Annotated in this window: 15 protein-coding genes; 9 read left to right on the top strand and 6 right to left on the bottom strand. The window is 59.3% G+C overall.

The window, feature by feature from the left end; translation table 11 throughout:
* Window positions 1-49 precede the first annotated feature (49 nt).
* The 5 genes from QRN20_RS16405 to QRN20_RS16385 all read left to right on the top strand — a co-directional run bounded on the left by QRN20_RS16405 (window position 50) and on the right by QRN20_RS16385 (window position 7,869).
* The gene (locus QRN20_RS16405) at window positions 50-1,213 is read left to right on the top strand and encodes an EAL domain-containing protein (protein ID WP_029243663.1); all 1,164 of its coding nucleotides are present in this window, start codon (window positions 50-52) and stop codon (window positions 1,211-1,213) included.
* Window positions 1,214-1,276: 63 nt separating this feature from the next.
* Window positions 1,277-2,608: a deoxyguanosinetriphosphate triphosphohydrolase gene (locus tag QRN20_RS16400; RefSeq protein ID WP_025994954.1), complete on the top strand. Its 1,332-nt coding sequence runs from the start codon at window positions 1,277-1,279 to the stop codon at window positions 2,606-2,608.
* A gap of 260 nt (window positions 2,609-2,868) precedes the next feature.
* Window positions 2,869-3,267 (top strand): response regulator, encoded by a 399-nt coding sequence (locus tag QRN20_RS16395; RefSeq protein ID WP_029243662.1) that lies wholly within the window; start codon window positions 2,869-2,871, stop codon window positions 3,265-3,267.
* 328 nt (window positions 3,268-3,595) lie between these two features.
* Window positions 3,596-4,222 (top strand): response regulator transcription factor, encoded by a 627-nt coding sequence (locus tag QRN20_RS16390; protein ID WP_004885634.1) that lies wholly within the window; start codon window positions 3,596-3,598, stop codon window positions 4,220-4,222.
* Between the two features lie 8 nt (window positions 4,223-4,230).
* A complete protein-coding gene (locus QRN20_RS16385) occupies window positions 4,231-7,869 on the top strand; it encodes a transporter substrate-binding domain-containing protein (RefSeq protein WP_122605097.1) in 3,639 nt (1,212 codons plus the stop codon).
* Between the two features lie 107 nt (window positions 7,870-7,976).
* On the opposite strand, the gene QRN20_RS16380 is transcribed toward QRN20_RS16385, so the two are convergent.
* Complete coding sequence (locus tag QRN20_RS16380) at window positions 7,977-8,321, bottom strand: YggL family protein (protein ID WP_004885641.1); 345 nt, start codon at window positions 8,319-8,321, stop codon at window positions 7,977-7,979.
* Between the two features lie 359 nt (window positions 8,322-8,680).
* Between QRN20_RS16380 and dacB the strand changes: the two genes are divergently transcribed.
* Window positions 8,681-10,150: a D-alanyl-D-alanine carboxypeptidase/D-alanyl-D-alanine endopeptidase gene (gene dacB / locus QRN20_RS16375; RefSeq protein WP_025994951.1), complete on the top strand. Its 1,470-nt coding sequence runs from the start codon at window positions 8,681-8,683 to the stop codon at window positions 10,148-10,150.
* Window positions 10,151-10,187: 37 nt separating this feature from the next.
* On the opposite strand, the gene QRN20_RS16370 is transcribed toward dacB, so the two are convergent.
* The 3 genes from QRN20_RS16370 to rlmKL all read right to left on the bottom strand — a co-directional run bounded on the left by QRN20_RS16370 (window position 10,188) and on the right by rlmKL (window position 14,954).
* On the bottom strand, window positions 10,188-12,479 hold the full coding sequence (locus QRN20_RS16370; protein ID WP_350310291.1) for a sensor domain-containing diguanylate cyclase: 2,292 nt from the start codon (window positions 12,477-12,479) through the stop codon (window positions 10,188-10,190).
* An 11-nt stretch (window positions 12,480-12,490) separates the two neighbouring features.
* Complete coding sequence (locus QRN20_RS26690; RefSeq protein ID WP_350310290.1) at window positions 12,491-12,610, bottom strand: peptidase inhibitor family I36 protein; 120 nt, start codon at window positions 12,608-12,610, stop codon at window positions 12,491-12,493.
* A gap of 88 nt (window positions 12,611-12,698) precedes the next feature.
* Window positions 12,699-14,954 (bottom strand): bifunctional 23S rRNA (guanine(2069)-N(7))-methyltransferase RlmK/23S rRNA (guanine(2445)-N(2))-methyltransferase RlmL, encoded by a 2,256-nt coding sequence (gene rlmKL, locus QRN20_RS16365; protein ID WP_029243624.1) that lies wholly within the window; start codon window positions 14,952-14,954, stop codon window positions 12,699-12,701.
* A gap of 589 nt (window positions 14,955-15,543) precedes the next feature.
* On the opposite strand from rlmKL, the gene rmf reads away from it, so the two are divergent.
* Entirely contained in the window at window positions 15,544-15,759 is a 216-nt protein-coding gene (rmf, locus tag QRN20_RS16360) for a ribosome modulation factor (protein ID WP_002553055.1), read from the top strand.
* A 141-nt stretch (window positions 15,760-15,900) separates the two neighbouring features.
* On the opposite strand, the gene QRN20_RS16355 is transcribed toward rmf, so the two are convergent.
* On the bottom strand, window positions 15,901-16,932 hold the full coding sequence (locus QRN20_RS16355) for a quinone-dependent dihydroorotate dehydrogenase (RefSeq protein ID WP_122605095.1): 1,032 nt from the start codon (window positions 16,930-16,932) through the stop codon (window positions 15,901-15,903).
* A 251-nt stretch (window positions 16,933-17,183) separates the two neighbouring features.
* Between QRN20_RS16355 and QRN20_RS16350 the strand changes: the two genes are divergently transcribed.
* Window positions 17,184-18,395, top strand: a complete 1,212-nt coding sequence (locus QRN20_RS16350; RefSeq protein ID WP_122605446.1) for a CmpA/NrtA family ABC transporter substrate-binding protein — start codon at window positions 17,184-17,186, stop codon at window positions 18,393-18,395.
* A gap of 14 nt (window positions 18,396-18,409) precedes the next feature.
* Entirely contained in the window at window positions 18,410-18,985 is a 576-nt protein-coding gene (locus QRN20_RS16345; protein WP_029243621.1) for an ANTAR domain-containing response regulator, read from the top strand.
* Window positions 18,986-19,276: 291 nt separating this feature from the next.
* Here QRN20_RS16345 and QRN20_RS16340 read toward each other — a convergent pair whose 3' ends face one another.
* Complete coding sequence (locus tag QRN20_RS16340; protein ID WP_004885661.1) at window positions 19,277-20,527, bottom strand: glycoside hydrolase family 68 protein; 1,251 nt, start codon at window positions 20,525-20,527, stop codon at window positions 19,277-19,279.
* Window positions 20,528-21,216: the final 689 nt, after the last annotated feature.

Genomic DNA, 21,216 nt, shown 5'->3' with positions numbered 1-21,216 from the left:
GTTTACCTCCCTCCCTACCGCTCATTCCAACTTCACTAAGGAAGGCCACGTGATTTCAGGGCAACCCCTTGCCTGCTTCCAGCCGTTCATTGACACCGCCACTGGCCGCATAGCAGGCGTCGAGGCGCTTGGCCGACTGCGCGACAGCGAAGGACGGCTGCATTCGGTCGGGCCGCTGTTCAACGACCCGCAGGTCCCGGCCGCCGAACTGCGGCGACTTGACCGCCTGATTCGTGACCACGCCTTGAGTCGCCTGCATCACGCGCCTGAGGACTGGTTTCTGAGCCTGAATATTTCCCCCCGCTGGATCAGCCGACTGCGGCCCGGCCAGGCTCTGCCGAGCCTCGCGCAACTGGTGCAGCATCATGTTCCTGCTGAACGTGTGGTGTTTGAAATCACCGAGCTGGGCGGCGACATTCAGCGTCTGAGCGAGGTTGTAGAGCGTTATCGCGAGGCGGGCGCGCGCATCGCGATCGATGACTTCGGCGCAGGTTATTCGCAACTGGACCGGGTTCTGGCGTTGCAACCGGATATCCTCAAACTCGACATGCGCCTGTTTCAGGCTGCTGCAAAGGGCGGCCCGAGCAGCGATGTGGTCAAGGCGCTCGCGCTGATGGCGGAAAAGACCGGCTGCTGGATCATTGCCGAAGGTGTCGAGACCGAAGCCGAATTGCACTTCGCTCTGGAGTGCGGAGCACGTTACGTTCAGGGCTACCTGTTCGCGAAAGGCGAGCTGGAATTCTTCGCGGCCGACGCCTTCGTGGCCCGATTCGCCGAGCTGCGCGATCGCTATGTGTTGCGCAAGGTGGCCGAACGGGCACGCCTGATGGACCTGCGCCAGCGTCTCGCCATTCTGATGGACAGTCTGCAGCGCTGGGCGCAGACACAGGCGCCGATCAGCGCACTGCCGCAATTGCACGATTATCCCTGGCTGCTGCGATTCTATCAGTGCGACCGCCACGGCACGCAGTTGACGCCCAACCTGGAATGGCGAGACGGTGCCTGGCATGCCGATGCGCGCTACCTGGGGCACAACTGGTCGTGGCGTCCGTACTTCTACCATCTTCTGGCCGAGGGCTGGCACGAACGCCGTCTGACTCTGTCGAACACCTACCGCGACGCCACCACTAACCAGTATTGCCTGACGGCAGGCCAGTTCTTCGACAACGGCACGCGTCTGCTTCTCATCGATATCGATGCCGCCGGCATGTGAAGGCCTTGCGGCCAGCGCGCCGAACCGGGAAGCTAGGCCAATACGACTGACGGAGTGACCGCCTTGGATTGGCAAACCCTGCTTAACCGCGAACGACTCGGCAAGACCCTGCACAGCCCTGAGGAACTGGGGCGCAGCCCATTCCACAAGGACCATGACCGCATCATCTTCTCAGGTGCCTTCCGGCGTCTGGGACGCAAGACCCAGGTCCATCCGGTCTCCAGCAATGACCATATCCACACCCGCCTGACCCATTCGCTGGAAGTCAGTTGCGTGGGTCGCTCGCTGGGCATGCGGGTCGGTGAAACCCTGCGCAGCGCCCTGCCCGACTGGTGCGACCCCAGCGATCTCGGCATGGTGATCCAATCAGCGTGCCTGGCCCATGACATCGGCAATCCTCCCTTCGGGCATTCGGGTGAAGACGCGATCCGCAACTGGTTCAACCAGGCAGCGGGCCGCGGCTGGCTCGATGCGATGAGCGAAACCGAGCGCAACGACTTCCTCAACTTCGAAGGCAATGCACAGGGCTTTCGCGTACTCACGCAGCTGGAGTATCACCAGTTCGACGGCGGCACCCGGCTGACCTACGCCACGCTGGGCACCTACCTGAAGTACCCGTGGACCGCTCGGCATGCCGACTCGCTGGGCTACAAGAAGCACAAGTTCGGCTGCTACCAGAGCGAACTGCCGATTCTCGAGCAGATTGCCAACAAGCTCGGCCTGCCGCAGTTGGAAGAGCAGCGCTGGGCACGTCATCCGCTGGTTTACCTGATGGAAGCAGCCGATGACATCTGCTACGCCCTGATCGACCTCGAGGACGGCCTGGAAATGGACCTGCTCGATTACGCCGAAGTGGAAGCCCTGCTGCTGGGGCTGGTGGGCGATGACCTGCCGGAAACCTACCGTCAACTGGGCCCGTCGGACTCGCGGCGACGCAAGCTGGCGATCCTGCGCGGCAAGGCCATCGAGCACCTGACCAATGCCGCGGCCCGCGCGTTTGTAGAGCAGCAGGATGCCCTGCTGGCCGGCACGCTTCAGGGCGATCTGGTGGAGCACATGCATGGTCCGGCCAAGCGCTGCGTGTTGAGCGCCAAGGACATGGCCCGCAAGAAGATCTTTCAGGACAAGCGCAAGACCCTGCACGAGATTGGCGCCTACACCACGCTGGAAATTCTCCTCAACGCTTTTTGCGGCGCTGCGGTGGAGCAGTTCGGTGGCCGTACGCCCTCGTTCAAGCACCGGCGCATTCTCGATCTGCTGGGCAACAGCGCGCCCGATCCGAAGGCGCCGCTGCATGCTTCGTTTCTGCGCATGATCGACTTCATTGCCGGCATGACCGACAGCTACGCAACCGAGATGGCCCGAGAAATGACGGGCCGATCCGCGCAGTTCTGAGGGTGGGTACCGGGCGAGCAGAGCCACCCGAAACCGGTGCTCGCTCGCTCGGCCGTGGACTTCACCGCACCTCAACTTCAGAAACGTCCTACACACCTGCCAGACGCGTCTTATCGCAGCGTTTTCGACACACCCCAATAATCCCGGCACTTCATGGCCGAACCGGTAAGCCATCCAGCTGCCTGCGGCACCTTCGGGAACCGCACGATACCTGTCGACCCGGCTCGAACCGCCCCTGCCTCGTCCCAGCCGGTAACCTCATGTTCAAGCACAACCTGCGAATCCTGCTGGTGGAGGATCATCCCTTTCAGTTGATCGCCACCCAGATACTGCTCAACAACCAGGGATATTTTCTGCTGACTCCCGTTCTGACGGCCAGCGAGGCCATGGCTGCCATGGAACGCAGTCCAGAGCCCTATGACCTCATTCTGTGTGACCAGAGGCTCCCTGACCTCGATGGTCTGGATCTGATCGAAAAGGCCTGGAAGCGCGGGCTGATCCGGCATGCCGTGCTGCTCAGCGGGCTTGCGGCACAGCAACTGCTTGACCTCGAACAGCTTGCCATCCAGCTGGGTCTGCCAATGCTTGGCTGCCTGAGCAAGCCACTGAACGGCCCGGTTCTTGTCCACCTGCTGAACGGCGTTTCAGGTTCGCAATGACACTGTGCAACAGGTCGTCGCACCGACCTTTGGATGAACGCTCAGACGTTATGACTTACTGCACATCCGTATTGTAGGAATAATACTATAGACGCGACGGCTAATTCCCAAACGCAATAAACACGCCCTGAAAACCTAACTAACCCCCAGAATAAAGCGCGAAATCTTTTTAAACATGGAGCGTTCAAAGTAGGCTTTTACGTACTCCGAGACTCTAATTACTGTAGGAACTTTCCTATATATACGTGCCGACCACGTCTCTTCATGGGCCTGCCCGAACATCTGAGCTAAGGTGCGCGCTTTCTTCGCTGCTTGTATGGATTTAAATATGAACTCAGTTTTTATCATCGACGACCACCCTGTTGTTCGACTGGCCGTGAGAATGCTGCTGGAGAACGAAAACTACGAGGTCGTCGGTGAAACCGATAATGGCGTTGACGCCATGCAGATGGTCCGTGAATGCATGCCCGACCTGATCATTCTGGACATCAGCATTCCCAAGCTCGACGGCCTGGAGGTACTGGCCCGCTTCAACACCATGGGCCTGCCGTCGAAAATCCTGGTCCTCACTTCACAGACCCCGAAACTGTTCGCGATACGCTGCATGCAATCCGGTGCAGCGGGCTATGTCTGCAAACAGGAGGACCTCAGTGAATTGCTCAGTTCGGTGAAAGCGGTATTATCCGGCTACAATTACTTCCCCAGCCAGGCATTGACGCCTGCCGTTCGCGAAGATGGTCAACCGAGCGAAATCGAGTTGTTCAAGTTGGTCAATGATCGCGAACTGATGGTCTTGCAACTGTTTGCCCAGGGCCGCTCCAACAAGGAAATCGCCAAGGGCATGTTTCTCAGCAACAAGACTGTCAGCACCTACAAGACACGGCTGATGCAAAAACTGAAAACAAGAACCTTGGTAGAACTTATCGAGATGGCGAAACGCAACGCGCTAGTGTGAGAGACCGGATGTCCACGCGCTTCAAACAATTTCTGATACTGGCCACAAGCCTTTGCCTGAGCTGGGGTCTGCTCGCCCGCCTTGAGGCCGCCGACCACTACACCCTGCTCGGCCGCTCGAGCCCGGCGCACATGGATGTGAAGCTGGACAGCAAACAATGGCAGTGGGTCCGCAGCAAACGCGAGTTGATCCTCGGCACCTCTGCACCCGACTACCCGCCCTTCGACATCACCATTTCCGGCAACGACTACGAAGGTATAACCGCCGATTACGCCGGCATCATTTCCCGAACGCTGGACCTGCCTGTCAGGGTTCAGCGTTTTGAAAGCCGCGACCACGCCATGAAGGCGCTTGTCAGCGGGCAAATCGATCTGCTGGGAACCGCCAACGGGTTCGAAGCCAAGGAACGCGACATCATGCTGACCCACCCCTACTCGGTGGATCAGCCGGTACTGGTCACGCGCATTGGCGAAACCCGCCCGCTGACCGAGGGCCTCAAGGGCCTGCGTCTGAGCATGGTCTATCACTACCTGCCGCTGGACGAGGTCAAGACGACCTATCCCGACGCGACCATCGACACCTACCCGTCCTTTCAGAACGCGATCAACGCCGTGGCCTTCAACCAGGCCGACGTCTTTCTCGGCGATACCATTTCAACCCAATACATCATCAACAGGGGTTACCTGAACAATGTGCAAATGGCCAACTTCGGCAAGCATGAAGCCAATGGATTCAGCTTCGCCATCAGCAACGATAACCCGCAACTGCTGGACGTCATCAACCAGACGCTCAAGGCCATTCCGGTTGACGAGCGCATCGATATTTCCAAGCGCTGGAGCGCCGGCAGCGATCTGCTGCTGACCGACCAGAAGCTGCAACTGACCCAACGGGAGGAGCGCTGGATCGCCCAGCACCCTACCGTGCGGGTACTGGTCAACGAAGCCTACGCACCTCTGACCTTCTTCGATGCCAACGGTACGTTTCGCGGCATCACGGCGGAGCTGCTGGAACTGGTGCGCCTGCGCACCGGAATCAACTTCGAAGTCACCCGTTCGGCAAGCCTTGCCGACATGATCAACCAGGTCAGCCAGGGTCAGGCGGACATGATCGGTGCTCTGGACGCCAGCGACGAGCGTGAGGACCGGCTGAGTTTCAGCCGTCCTTACATCGACAATTCGTTCGTGCTGGTGACACGCAAGGAAGCCGGCTCGCCGTCCCACCTTGAAAACCTCGGCAAGAAACGCCTCGCGGTCACCCAGGGCAGCGCATTGCTGAGCTGGATGCACCGCGAACATCCGGACATCGTGACAGTCGAGGTCGATAACCCTTTCCAGGCGCTGGACATGCTGGCAATCGGCAGAACCGAGGCTGCCGCGACATCGCTGCTCAGCGCCAATTATTTTCTGTCCTCAGGCATATTCGGCGAGCGCCTGCAGATCACCGCCACCACCGGGGAAGACCCGGCACTGATCTCCATGGCCACCTCACGCAACGCCACCGAACTGAGCTCGATTCTGGACAAGGCGCTGGCCAGCATCGCCCCCCAGGAGTTGGCCGTGATCAACAACCGATGGCGCTCCTACACACCCGCAGGTGCCAACTGGCACGACTACCAGCGCCTGATCTACCAGATCATTACCGGTGCCGGCCTGCTGCTGATCGGTCTGCTGGTCTGGAATGCCTACATGCGGCGCCAGATCAAACAGCGTGAAGCTGCCGAGCGGGCGCTGGGCGACCAGTTCGAGTTCATGAGGGCACTGGTCGACGGCACCCCCCACCCGATCTATGTGCGTGACCGTGAAGGCCTGCTGCGCATGTGCAACGACAGCTACCTCACCTCGTTTTCAGCACAGCGCGAAGACATCATCGACAAGAGCGCCACCGACGGAGTGCTGAGCAACGAGTTCGAAGCACACGAATATGCGGCCGATTATCAGCGGGTAATGGCCACCAATACCGCGCTGGTCCAGGATCGCACACTGCATATCGGCGAGCGAAGGCTGACCATCTACCACTGGATCCTGCCCTTCCGGGATTCGCTGGGTGAGGTACAGGGCATCATCGGCGGCTGGATCGATATCAGCGAACGGCGTCAGCTCATCGAAGACCTGCAGACCGCCAAGGAACAGGCCGACGCAGCCAACCGTGCCAAGAGCACTTTTCTGGCCACCATGAGTCACGAAATCAGGACCCCGATGAATGCCGTGATCGGCATGCTCGAACTGGCACTCAAACGCGCCGATCAGGGTGAACTGGATCGGTCGGCCATCGAAGTCGCCTACGGTTCGGCGAAGGAGCTGCTGGACCTGATCGGCGATATCCTCGACATCGCCCGCATCGAGTCCGGCCGACTGACCCTCAACCCCGAGCGAGCCAACCTGCGTCAGCTGGTGGAGTCGGTGGTCAGGGTATTCGACGGACTGGCCCGGCAGAAGAACCTGACCCTGGCGCTGGAACTGGACAGCCGCATCAACACCGACGTACTGGTGGACCCGCTGCGTTTCAAGCAGATCCTGTCCAATCTGGTCAGCAACGCCATCAAGTTCACGCAACAGGGACAGGTCAGAATCAGCCTGCAAACCGGGGATCTGACCGACTCACAGCGCCTGCAACTGCATCTGACCGTGCAGGACAGCGGCATCGGTATCAGCCAGCCCGATCAGGAGCGCCTGTTCGAACCGTTCGCCCAGGTGGACAGCAACGGCCAGATGGCGCGCACCGGTGCAGGCCTGGGATTGGTGATCTGCCGCAGCCTGTGCGAGATGATGGGCGGCACCCTGACACTGGACAGCGAGCCGGGCCAAGGCACGCAGATCAACATGCATCTGGTGCTCACTTCACTCGACCCGGCAGCCCATGTGCCGGTTAAACAGGACGCCGCACCGACGCCCAACCACATCCTGCATATCCTGATTGTCGATGATCATCCGGCCAACCGGCTGCTGCTCTGTGAGCAGCTCGGGTTTCTGGGGCATCACTGCGAAGTCGCCGAAAACGGTGCGCTGGGGCTCGAGTGCTGGTTGCAGAATCGCTTTGATCTGGTGGTTGCCGACTGCAACATGCCGGTCATGAACGGTTACGACCTGACGCGGGCCATCAGGGCCCAGGAGCAGTCTCGCGATAACCAGCCCTGCACGGTCTGGGGATTCACGGCCAACGCCCAGCAGGAGGAAGTCCAGCGCTGCCGGGACGCGGGCATGGATGACTGCCTGTTCAAGCCCATCAGCCTCAGTCTGCTCAGCGACAGGCTGGCCCTGCTTTCACCGCTGACGCGTTCGACACCTGCGTTCAATCCGGGCAGCGTCAGCCGACTTACCGGTGATCGTCCCGAAATGGTCAAGCGGCTGCTGACCGAACTGCTGCGCAGCAACCGGGAAGATCGCCAGTTGCTCGCCACCCATATGCTCGAAGGACACCCGGACGAAATTCGTGACATGGCCCACCGGATCAAGGGCGCCGCACGCATCATCAGCGCTTCACACGTGGTGGACGCCTGCAATGCACTTGAACAGGCATGCGAGCCGGGGACGAGTGAAGCCCGGCTTCGCGCCTGTCATCAGGCAGTAGACAGCGCCATGCTGGAACTTGAAAGGGCATTGTCCGCACAGCAGGAGAAACCCGGCACGACAGGAAAAGCAGACAGTTGACGGCAAGCAGAATGGACGGGAAAGCGCGGCACAGAAAGGGGGGGAATGAAGCGATTGAAGCGGGGGGATGAAACAAGGAAGCAGGCCTGAGCCTGCTTCCTGATACATCAGGCGACCGGGTTGATTTCGTTTTCCGGGTACCAGACGTCGATCAGCGGGCTGACAGTCACTTCTGTCAGTTCGCTGCGGCCCTTGAGCCAGGCTTCAACGGCAGCGCGCTGCTCTTCGCTGACCGAGCCACGCTTGCTCAGGCAAACCAGACCGAAGTCATCGCCGCCGACATAGCCAAGACCGTTGGCTTCCATTGCTTCTTTCAGGAAAGCGTCGAGGAAGGCGTCGATTGCCTGGTCATCCAGCTCTTGCTTGAAGTCCAGGTTCAGCTCAAAACCCAGCTCCTGAAATTCATCAACGCAGAGTTTTTTGCGCAGACGGCGGGAACGGTTCGTAGCCATGGGACAATCCTCATCAGTAAATATCGGGCGGCACTTTACCAGTTCGGGCAGGTAAAAGCCCGACAAATGAAGGCTGGGAGCAATGTTCGATGCGTTGACTGACAGATGGGGCGTGCTGGAAAAAAAATAGCGGTTCAGGGTCACGGCCCCATCACATGCGCCCCCTGCTTGGGGCATAATGCCGCCGGTTGCAGGCGTTGACCTTTCGCATTACGAAAACCCTGCACATTCAAGCGTCAATCTTCACCTGTTCGCTATAGTTGTTCGCAGTTAGCTGCTGTTATTCAAATATTCAGAATGACCGAGGGAATTCATCCATGCCCTCTTTTTTGTTTCCCCTCCTGCAGTAGGGTTTATTCATGATCAAGTCGTTTCGCCCTCTTCTGATCGCTTCATTGCTCTTGCCACTGGCCCTCTCCGCAAATGCGGCCGTCATCAACACCACACTTTCCCCCAAGGTCCAACAGGCACTCAAGGCCAGCAAACTTGGCGATGACGCATTATCGCTTGTCATGTTGCCGCTCAACGGCCCAGGCACACCGACTGTATTCAATGCCGATGTATCGGTGAACCCGGCCTCGACCATGAAGCTGATCACGACCTATGCAGCACTGGAAATTCTCGGCCCTACCCATCAATGGAAAACCGAGTTCTTCACCGACGGCACCCTGAGCAATGGCGTGCTGCGCGGCAACCTGTACCTCAAGGGCGGCGGCGACCCCAAACTGAACATGGAAAAGCTCTGGCTGCTGATGCGCGACCTGCGCGCCAATGGCGTCCAGCAGGTCACCGGTGATCTGGTGCTGGACCGCAGCCACTTCGTGCAGCCGCAATTGCCGGTTTTTAACGACGATGGCAACGACGACAACAAGCCATTTCTGGTCAAGCCTGATTCGCTGATGGTCAACCTGAAGGCGTTGCGCTTTGTCACCCGCAACGATGATGGCCGCATCCTGGTCTCGGTAGAGCCGCCCATCGCCACCATACGTATCGACAATCAGGTCAAGGCGGTCGCCTCGAAACAATGCACGGGCGATGTCCGCTACAACCCGGTAACCCAGCCTGATGGCAGCGTCAACGTGACGGTGACGGGACAATTGGGCAATGGCTGCAACTCCCAGACCTACCTGTCGCTGCTCGACCACCCGACCTACGCTGCCGGTGCCGTGCGCGCCATCTGGCAGGAACTGGGCGGCACCATTCTGGGCAAGAACCGCGTCGACGTCGTGCCGTCCAGCGCCAAGCTGCTGGCCAAGGCGTTTTCCCCGGACCTGGTCGAAGTGATTCGCGACATCAACAAATACAGCAACAACACCATGGCTCAGCAGCTGTTTCTCAGCCTTGGCGAAGAGTTCCGCAGCGACGCCGACGGCGACGACGCCAAGGCCGCACAACGGGTGATTCGCGGCTGGCTAGCCAAAAAAGGCATCACCGCACCGCATTTGGTGATGGAGAACGGTTCAGGCCTGTCGCGGGCCGAACGGGTCAGCGCCCGTGAAATGGCGGTGATCCTTCAGGCCGCCTGGCGCAGCCCGTATGCCGCCGAATTCATGAGCTCCATGCCACTTGCGGGTATGGACGGCACCATGCGCAAACGTCTGAAACGCACGCCTCTGCTAGGCGAAGCGCACATCAAGACCGGCACCCTAAACACCGTACGTGCCATCGCAGGCTTCAGCCGCGACAGCAACGGCAACACCTGGGCGGTCGTGGCGATCCTGAATGACCCGCGTCCGTTCGGCGCCTCGTCGGTACTCGACGAAGTGCTGGTCGATTTGTACCGCCAGCCCAAGCTGAGCAATACCACGGTATCGATCCAGCAGCCCTGATCCCGCGCCAGACCACAAAGAGCAGGCCTGAGCCCGATCAGGCCTGCTCCGGTTCCACCTTGTCCCGCCCCGCCTGCTTGGCGGCATAAACCCCCGAGTCGGCGCGCAGCAGCATCGCGTCGACGCCCTCGCCTTCCCGCCAACTGGCGATTCCGAAACTGGCCGTTACCCGGCCCACGCCGTCGATGCCCGCCCTGTTCAGCTCTTCGCGAAGACCAAGCGCCAACTGATAAGCCTGGGCGCCCTGAGTACCGGGGCACAGCACCATGAACTCTTCGCCCCCCAACCGACAGAACACGTCATCCGTGCGCAGCCGATGCGTGATGCGTTGCGAGATGGCTTTTAGCACCTGATCCCCGACACCGTGCCCGAACCGGTCGTTAATGCGCTTGAAGTGATCGATGTCGAGCATGATGATCGACAGATGGCCACCGTGCCGGTCGATGCGCTTGAGTTCGGCCTGCAGCCGATCCTGAAAGTATCGACGGTTGAAAGCACCGGTCAGCACATCGGTGACCGACAGTTCACGCAGCTCCTGCTCGACCCGTTTCAGATCGGAGATGTCCGAAACGAATCCATGCCATAACACCGCACCGTCCTCGAGCTGTTCGGGTGTAGAAGCCGCGCGCAACCAGCGCAGCCCCTTGTTCGGTAATTGAACCCGGTACTCTTCACGCCACGGCGTCAGTTGCTGCGCACTGGGAATGATCGAGTTTCTGATTCGGGCCAGGTCCATGGGATGAATACGTTGCAGCAGCACCTCCGCATCGATCAGCACGTGCACTTCATCGAGTTCGAACAACTCGCACATGCCGACGCTGACATACCTGAACCGTGAGCTGCCATCGGCATCCAGCTGGTACTGATAGATCCCTCCCGGTACCTGCGAGCCGAGCTTTTCGAGCAATTGCCCCTGAGCCTCCAGCGCGTCATGCACGCGCCGATGTTCGGTCATGTCGGTGCACACCGCCAGACAGCCGATCCACTGCCCCTGATCGTCGCGCACGGCCGTGACGAGCATGTTGACGACCAGCGTGCTGCCGTCGCGTCGCTGAAAGGTCAACTCGCGGGCCGGATGACTGCCTTCCTGAATGGCAGCGCCAAGCATGTCCTGCAACATGCGGACTTCGCTGACGTCACTGGGATCTGATGGCTCAGAGTGCTGGAAATCCTTGAGCCCGAACCGCCCCAGGACTTCCTCATCGGAATAACCAAGCATGCGCTGCGCACCGACGTTGAACGTGTTGATCACACCATTGAGGTCGGTCGCAATAATTGCGACTTCGGTCGCCGCATTCAGAATGTTGCGCAACTGACCGTTGGCCACGTTCAATTGCTTCTCGCGCACGCGCAACTCTCGGGTGCGCTGCTCGACACGTGCAAGCGCACGCTGGCGCTGGCTGATGAGGCTGTAAAGCAAGGCACTGAGCATCAGACTCAACAGCCCGCCGAACCAAAGAACATTGCTGGACGTTTCCCGATTATTTGACTGAAACAGCTCGGTGGGACGAACCTCAAGCAGATAATCGCGATCCCCCAGTCCCAGCAGTGTGCTCTGGTACAGCTCATTCGTGGCCGCTTTGGCTGGAGACAGATACACGGGATCAGGTTCGGGCTGCGCGTTCAGGTCAGTGAGTGTGACCGCCAGGGTGTCGCGTTCTGCCGCCCCCACACTCATCAGTTGCGAGAGACCGATGACTGCCGTGAGCACACCTCTCAACTCGGGCGTTTCACCCGGCGCACTGACGCTTGAGAACACGGGCGCCATCAGCAACACGCCGCGTGTGTTGGCAGGGTCCAGGCCCAACAGCTGTATCCGGGGCGTCGCCGTGATGCGGTCCAGCAGCCGCGCCTTGTCCAGGGCCAAATGACGGATCGGTTCAGAGTAGATATCGAAGCCCAAAGGCACCGGCAAAGCACTGATCGAATTCAGATAGAGGACAGGAAAATATTCGTCGCGCACGCCCGCCACGCTCAGTTTGCCGTGCTCATCGAGTTGGCGGATCGCAAAATCCTTGAGCCCACCCTTGCGCACCTCCGCCTCGAATGCGGCCCGCCCGGCCCGGGTCACTCTCGGGTTCCAGCCATAAGCCTGGGTGCCGATCAGCAACGGACCTACGAAGCCTTCGTATTCTTCGCGGGTAATGTCATGGGAAAAAAGAAAGAAGCGACGAACCGTATCCAGCCTGCTGACCTGACGGTCCAGACGTTCCTGAATGCGACTGAAACGCTCGCTGGCCAGAATATCGAAACGCTGGCGCAACTGATATTGATAGGCATCATGGTCAGCCAGCGCCAGCATGACCGTCAGCGCCGCACCGACCAGCATCGTCAGAACCGCTACCAGCCACGCTGAAACCTGTTCACTGATGAAGCCCAGTACTCTGAGCCTGTACCGTTTCGCCGCCATAGACACAACTCATGACGCCAACAGGGTGTTGCGCCACGCTGGCTGTGCATTGGTTATAGCTATTCGCCAGTAATTTGCCTAGTGGATGATGAACGAACCTGCGCAAGTCGCGCACAGATTCGTTCATCAGACCCGGCATCAGGCGCGTGCGGTGATCTTCCAGGCCCGGTGAATCTTGCTGTTGCGGGCAAAATCCTGGTCGATGGTCTGCTGGGTAATCTCCTCAACGGCATAGCGCTGGCCGAGGTTTTCATCGAGCACGAACTTGCGGAAGTTGTTGGAGAAATACAGCACGCCGCCCGGTGCCAGACGCGCCATGGCCAGATCGATCAGCTCGACCTGATCGCGCTGTACGTCGAACACCCCTTCCATGCGCTTTGAGTTGGAGAAGGTCGGCGGATCGATGAAGATCAGGTCGTACTCTTCGCGGCAAGCCTGCAGCCAGACCGTGACATCGCTCTGCTCCAGACGGTTCTTGTCGGAGAAACCGTTCAGCGACAGGTTACGGCGTGCCCAGTCCAGATAGGTACGTGACAGGTCGACGCTGGTGGTGCTGCGCGCACCGCCCTTGGCCGCATGAACGCTGGCGGTCGCGGTGTAGGCAAACAGGTTGAGGAAGCGCTTGCCGGCCGCCTCACGCTGGATACGCATGCGCATCGGGCGATGATCGAGGAACAGACCGGTGTCCAGGTAATCGGTCAGGTTGACCAGCAGCTTGACGCCACCTTCCTTCACCTCCAGGAACTGACCCTGCGCACTCTGACGCTCGTACTGGCGGGTGCCGCTCTGACGCTCACGACGCTTGATCACCACGCGGCTCTTGTCGATGTTCAGCGCCTGCGGAATGGCCGCCAGCGCATCGAACAGACGTGCCGAAGCCTTCTCCGGGTCGATGGATTTGGGCGCGGCGTATTCCTGCACATGGACCCAGTCGTGGTACAGGTCGATGGCCATCGAATACTCGGGCATGTCGGCGTCGTACACGCGATAGCAATCGATGCCTTCACGGCGTACCCACTTGCCCATCAGCTTGAGGTTCTTTTGCAGGCGGTTGGCGAACATTTGCCCGCCTTCGCTCAAGCGTGGCTGTTCGACCACCACAGGAGCGGGCTTGATCGGATTACCGTTCTTGTTGAATTTTCTTTCAACTTCGACTTCGGTCTCGACGGGCGTTTCGCGCTCGATCTGACGTTGTTCGGGGGTGCGACGCTCGCCTGTGACGAACTGATCCGGCAACACCTTGATCAGCAACAGCTTGCAGGGCAGCGCGCCGTTCCAGAACGAATACTGCTTGTGACTGCGAATGCCCATGCGCTTGCCCAGATCAGGCGCGCCAGTGAATACCGCCGCCTCCCAGTTCAGGCACGACTGGCGCAGGCGCTCACCCAGGTTCTGGTAGAGATACAGCAGGCTGGCTTCGTCACCCAGACGCTCGCCGTACGGCGGGTTGCAGATGACCAGACCTTTCTGGTTCTGATCCGGACGCGGCTCGAACGTAGCGACCTCACCCTGGTAGACCTTGATCCAGTCGCTCAGTCCTGCACGCTCGATGTTGTTGCGCGCGGGCTGAATCAGACGTGGGTCGGCTTCATAGCCGCGGATCCACAGCGGCGGTTTGGCAAGACCTGCCTCGGCACGTGCCAGTGCTTCGTCGTGCAGCTTGCGCCACAGGGCTGGAACGTGACCCAGCCAGGCGGAAAAGCCCCAACGCTCACGCTTGATATTAGGTGCAATGTCGGCGGCAATCAGACCGGCTTCGACCAGGAAGGTACCCACACCACACATCGGGTCAGCCAGCGCGCCACCTTCGGCAGCGATACGCGGCCAGCCGGCACGCACCAGGATGGCGGCGGCGAGGTTTTCCTTCAGGGGCGCAGCACCCTGCTGCAGGCGATAGCCACGCTGGTGCAGACTGTGACCGGACAGGTCCAGGGACAGAATCGCCTCGCCACGGTCCAGACGCAGATGCACGCGCAGGTCGGGGTTGATCTTGTCTACCGAAGGACGCTCGCCGTCCGGCGTGCGCAATTTGTCGACGATTGCATCCTTGACCTTCAGCGCGCCGAAGTGGGTGTTGTCGATGCCTGACCCGTGACCGCTGAATTCAACGGCGATGGTGCCATCCGATTCGAGATGGTCGTGCCATTCAACGTCGAGCACGCCGTGATACAGGTCTTCGGCGTCCTTCATCGGGAAGCGCTTGAGCACCAGCAGCACGCGATTGGCGAGGCGGGACCACAGGCACAGCCGGTAGGCGGTTTCCATGTCGGCCGAACCGCGAATGGCCGAGGTGTGTTCGCGGGTATCCTCGAGACCGAGGGCCGTGGCCTCCTCGGCCAGCAGTCCTTCGAGGCCTTTTGGGCAAGTGAGGAAAAGTTCGTAGCGATCCGACATGTGTATTCCAGGGCCTGAGCCGTCAGCGGCGGGCAACGCATTGCCCGACCAGATTTTAAACAGGCGCCTTTCTTGGAGAACGCCTGCGTGGCACGTTGAATGTGCCGGTCCGCCGCATGAAACATGCCTTGAGACCAGGGCAGCGTAAATGCGGCAGTTTTCAATCCATCACGCTCTCAACATAGCTTTGCTATATGAAGAGCGGCTATTCAACCCGACGAAGTGGGCAACAAAAAGTCACATCTCGACCCTTCGTCGAATAGACGCTTAAAGCATTCAGCCATCATCCGCGTCTGAGACGCGCTCTCAATCCGGTCTGAAACGCCCGCGTCAAAAGGCTTGCGCCAAAAAACGGTGTTGAAACCCGACCTTCCTTATCGCCCGACAGACCTAAATGTGACGTGCTTATGACAAAACGGTCATTCACAGGGTCCGAAGCTTTGGTTAGAAATCACCTCAGGTCATTACCGCAATGGTTATGACACCAAGGCCCGCGACGCCGGCAGCGGGCACCAACGGCAGACCTTTCTGCCCGACCTCACCATGAGGTCTCAGGGATATAACAGTCAACAGACGAGGGCAATACCCTATGAGAAGACTTAAGCGTGATCCGTTGGAAAGAGCATTTTTACGCGGATATCAGTACGGCGTTCATGGTAAATCCCGTGAGCTTTGCCCTTTTACTCTACCGTCAGTACGCCAGGCATGGATCAATGGATGGCGAGAAGGACGCGGCGACAATTGGGACGGTATGACCGGCACTGCGGGAATCCACAGACTCAACGAACTTCACGCGGTCGGATAACGCGCCTTTGGAGACACAGGCCCCGACCAGTCCATCAAAGCTTTATTGACTGACCATTTACACCCATACCATGCACGTCCTATCCGGGCGGCGGGCCAAAAGCCCAGGGGCTCTTCAAGAGCCCCTTTTTTTGCCTGCGATTCAGACCTGCTGACGCGACATTGCCGCAATCGCATCCACCGATTCGCGAATCAGTGCCGGCCCCTTGTAGATGAAGCCCGAGTAGATCTGCACCAGACTCGCACCTGCCGCGATTTTTTCGGCCGCGTGACGCCCTTCGGTGATGCCGCCGGCAGCGATGATCGGCATGCGCCCTGCCAACTCGCCTGCCAGTATCTTCACCGTGTGAGTGCTCTTCTCGCGAACCGGTGCGCCCGATAATCCACCCGCCTCGTCCGCGTGTGGCAGACCTTCGACGCCTTCGCGGCTGAGGGTGGTGTTGGTGGCGATGACCGCGTCCATGCCGGATTCGATCAGCGCGGCGGCGACCAGTACGGTTTCTTCGTCGGTCATGTCCGGGGCGATCTTGATGGCCAGCGGCACACGCTTGCCATGACGCTGCGTGAGTTCCTGCTGACGCAGACTCAGGGCCTCGAGCAGTTGCTTGAGCGAGTCACCGAATTGCAGGCTGCGCAGGCCAGGTGTATTGGGCGAGCTGACGTTGACGGTCACATAGCTGGCGTGGGCGTAGACCTTGTCCAGACAGATGAGGTAGTCGTCCACGGCGCGCTCCACCGGCGTGTCGAAATTCTTGCCGATGTTGATGCCCAGAATGCCTTTGTACTTCGCGGCCTGCACACGACTGACCAGATTATCGACCCCCAGGTTGTTGAAACCCATGCGGTTGATGATGGCTTCGGCGTGGGGCAGACGGAAAATCCTTGGCTTGGGGTTGCCCGGCTGCGGACGCGGCGTGACGGTACCGATCTCGACGAAGCCAAAGCCCAGTTGCGCGAAGCCGTCGATGGCCGCGCCGTTCTTGTCCAGACCGGCCGCCAGACCCACAGGATTGGGAAACTCCAGCCCCATGACGGTGACCGGCACTCTGGCCGGGGCCTTGCTCAACAGGCCGTTGAGGCCCAGACGCCCACCGGCACCGATCAGGTCCAGCGACAGGTCATGGGAGGTTTCCGGGGAAAGCTTGAACAGTAACTGGCGGGCCAGGTTATACATGGGCGGGCGAGGCTCGTGAGAAGCTGAATTCAGGGGCGCGATTATAGCCGCGTGAAGGCCCTGCACGCGAGGCATGCAAAAAACTTGTTACCCTGAACCGCCGAGCGCTGGCATATGCCTTGCTTGAAACCGTTATCGGCAAGCGCTCCAACGACGGGGCGCTGCCTGGACAACGGCGTCGCTCCGGCACTTGCACCTTGCAGGGGCTGGTCGACGCCTTTTTTCTGGATGTCCTTTATGAAGCAAGTGCCATGAACGTACGAACAAGCAATGCGCTGGACTGGGTCAACGGCAGCGATGCGCCCGAGATGAACAGCCTGGATGTGGGTTTCATGGCCCTGACCGACTGCGCCTCGCTGGTGGTTGCAGCGACCCAGGGCTTTGCCCAGCCTTACGGCCTGACCCTCAACCTCAAGCGCCAGACCTCCTGGGCCGGCCTGCGGGACAAGCTGGTCAGCGGCCAGCTGCAGGCGGCACACAGTCTCTACGGGATGATCTACGCCGTCGAACTGGGCATCAGCGGCGGTCCGGCCAGGGACATGGCAATTCTGATGGGGCTGAACCAGAACGGCCAGTGCATCAACCTGTCGCGCGGCCTGCAGGAGAGTGGCGTGATCACTCCTGAGGCACTGGACAAACGCGTGCACCAAAGCGGTCCGAAACTGACGTTTGCCCAGACCTTCCCGACCGGCAACCATGCCATGTGGCTTTATTACTGGCTCGCCAGCCAGGGCATTCATCCGCTGGACGACGTGAACAGTGTGGTCGTGCCGCCGCCGCAGATGGTTCAGCATCTGCAGGCCGGCCGTATCGACGGTTTCTGCGTCGGAGAGCCCTGGGCCGCCAGTGCAGTCAGTCAACAACTGGGCTTCAGCATGGCCACCAGCCAGACCATCTGGCCCGACCATCCGGGCAAGGTCCTGGGTTGCACCCGCGAATTCGTCGAGCAGAACCCCAACACCGCCAGAGCGCTGGTCATGGCCGTGCTGGAAGCGAGTCGTTTCATCGAGGAGAGCGAGCACAATCGACGCAGCACCGCACAACTGCTCAGCGGTGCCGAGTATCTGGACACACCGCTGGACTGCATCGAGCCGCGCCTGCTGGGCCAGTACAGCGACGGCCTCGGCAATCACTGGGAAGACCACCACGCCGTCAGTTTTCATGGTCAGGGACAAGTCAATTACCCATGGCTGTCGGACGGCATGTGGTTCATGACCCAGTTCCGCCGCTGGGGGCTGTTGCGTGAAGACCCGGATTATCTGGCCGTTGCCGAGCGTGTCCAGCAACTGGAACTGTATCGACAGGCCGCCGAGGCACTGGGCATTGAGGTGCCGAGCGCTACGTTGCGCAGCAGTCAGTTGATTGATGGCAGGGTCTGGGACGGCAGTGATCCGGCGGCCTATGCGCGCAGTTTCAAGATCAACGCCTGGGCCGATAACGTGCCCGTCGCCGCCCGTCGTTGAAGGAGAACGTGACCATGCTGCGTATCCTGCTGATCAATGACACGCCAAAGAAAGTCGGTCGCCTGAGAACCGCCCTGATCGAGGCAGGCTTCGAGGTAATCGACGAATCCGGTTTCATCATCGACCTGCCCGCACGCGTTGACGCGGTGCGCCCCGACGTGATCCTCATCGACACCGAATCGCCCGGTCGTGACGTCATGGAGCAAGTGGTACTGGTCAGCCGCGACCAGCCCCGCCCGATCGTGATGTTCACCGATGAGCACGACCCTGGCGTGATGCGTCAGGCGATCAAGTCCGGCGTCAGCGCTTATATCGTCGAAGGCATTCAGGCCCAACGCCTGCAGCCCATCCTCGACGTGGCCATGGTGCGTTTCGAGAGCGACCAGGCCCTGCGCGCGCAACTCCACGCCCGCGACCAGCAACTGGCCGAACGCAAACGCATCGAACTGGCGAAAGGACTGTTGATGAAAATGAAGGACTGCAACGAGGAAGAGGCTTACACCCTGATGCGGCGTCAGGCAATGAGCCGCCAGCAAAAGCTGATTCAGGTGGCCGAGCAGATCATCTCGATGAGTGAAATGCTGGGTTGAACAGGTAGATCGAGAGAGTTACTGACGAAACACCACGTGTGGGAGGCGCCACCAGGTCTTCGATGTAACACTGCCGCGCGGCAAACACCGGACGTCGTGGGAGCGGACTTGTCCGCGAAAAGGCCGGTACATCCCACGCATATGCGGTGGCTGAAACCCTGCATTCGCGGACAAGTCCGCTCCCACCAAGTTTGCTGCGCGACAGCGCTACGTCGAAGACGTGGTGGCGCCTCCCACAGTCCTGTTTAAGGCTGGGACGGTGGGAGGCCGCCCAAGCCGCTGTGAGTCTGACTATTGAGTCAGCACTACATTCTTCATCGGCGGTATGTAGCCATAGTCATACGATTCCTGCACGAACGAGCGGTCGCCCTGCAGCAGGATCTTCACGGTAGGCGCCTCGGTGCCACCGATGCGGAAATCCTGTCCGGTGGTCGGCACGCTGTCGATGAACGACGTCACCAGGCCGTTGGGCATCACGCAGTGCGAATAGGTCTGGAAAGGCTGCGAAGGCGGATTCCCGAGCACCAGGCCTGACGCATTCATGGGCCGGTATGGGCCGAACAGCTGTTCACTGACAAACCCGTAAACGCCATCAGGGCCGGTTATACCATCGGCATACGTAAACTTGTGACTGATAGTGAACAAGTAATACTTATTGTCCTGAAATACATAGTGCGGACGTTCGGTCTGATCATTTACACCCACCGCAGTAACAAGTGGCGGAAGGATTTCCCACTCGTCGCCATTGAGATCCTTTGCAACCGCCAGGCCAATACAGCCCACCTGAAATCTGGCACCGCCCACATCCTCGTGACCCGGCGGTACATGCCCCAGTTCTGTCGGCCCTACTGTATGTGAACCGCGCTCGCCGGCCACATTACCTTCGAACACCATGTACAACTTGCCATCATGGGGATCAATAAACGGACTGGGATCACGAAAGTTCCACGTAGCGTTCTGGGCTTCGGTTTGATAATAAGTGCCGTCGGCTTCGAACAATGTTTTGACTTCAGTAAAGTCGGTCAATATTACACCGCTGTCAGACGTCACTACACGGCCACGTACTTTGGCAATGGCAGCGCCCGGCGTCACACAGGTGTAATAAAGATCGATGTCGCCCTTGTCGTTGAGCAGGATCGGCGTACCGGCCCATTCGCGAGTCGTCGGCGATACGCCTTCGGCCATGACGCGCCCACCGAAGATCCAGTCCTTGCCGGTTCGGGAATACCAGTAGCACATGCGGGCACGACCATGACGATCTTCCCAGTCACGCTTGATGTCATAGCGGCCGTTGGGTCCCAGATACTGGGGATCGTTCGGATGCCGGTCAGCCGTGAGTGTCAGGATCACTGACCAGCCGTTGACGGACACCACCGTGCCATCGAGCTCGCGCAGTGGCATGGTGTCCCAGATGAAAACCGTATCACTCATCACCGGAAAGTCGGGACTGACCAGCGGCTGGGTGGTGGTAGGGTCGTTTTCGTTGACCTTGAGCGCATCGGCCCGGGTCCACACGGTAGGCTTGTAAGTGACGTTACTCATGTTGATGTCCTTTATTGACGCCAGACACGTCCGGCGCATAGATGAAGACAAGGCAGCATGCAAACTTATTACATCGCTGAAGTGCGTTCTGAAACTCTGCAATCACGGCATTCATCCATTAACGAAAGGCCGAAACAACAGAAAAATGATGGGAGGCACTTGGGCACTCACCGGTTGATTTCAATAAGCCACTTTATTGCAAGCTGGCCTATTGCACATGAATCGCCCTCTCGAGAAGCGTCGTGTTCTGCACGACGAAAAGGATCCTCTCAGAGACCGATGCGAAAGTAAATTAAATATTCCCTACCGTTAAGCAACCGCCTGTTTTTCAAAACAAACATGAACCAATATTAATATTCGGTTTCGTTCAGTATTGACCTCGTCATACAAAGGCATCAAAACAATGTCATTCTGCTTTAATCAAAGTGTATTGATAGTGGCGTTTGTTATTGGATCAACGCTTATATTTCACAACGCTATTATTGCAAAAGCCGTGCGCTGCGCTCATCGTTACACACAAGTCCTTATGGAGAAATGATCGTGCCCATCGCTCTGCGTGGGCATGCCTCCCGTGACGCTCCGCGTCACAGATGGCACAGATGGCACAGATTGCGGATTCAGTGAGCCGAGCGCTTGGCTCAGGTCACCTTTGCGCCCTTACGGCGCGCTACTTTGAGGGACCAAAGTAG

It is taken from the genome of Pseudomonas sp. fls2-241-TYG-175 (genome assembly GCF_030209155.1).
In the GTDB taxonomy this organism is placed as follows: domain Bacteria; phylum Pseudomonadota; class Gammaproteobacteria; order Pseudomonadales; family Pseudomonadaceae; genus Aquipseudomonas; species Aquipseudomonas viridiflava.
The sequence above is the reverse complement of the archived record's forward strand: the minus strand, read 5'-3'. Positions and strand labels throughout refer to the sequence as shown.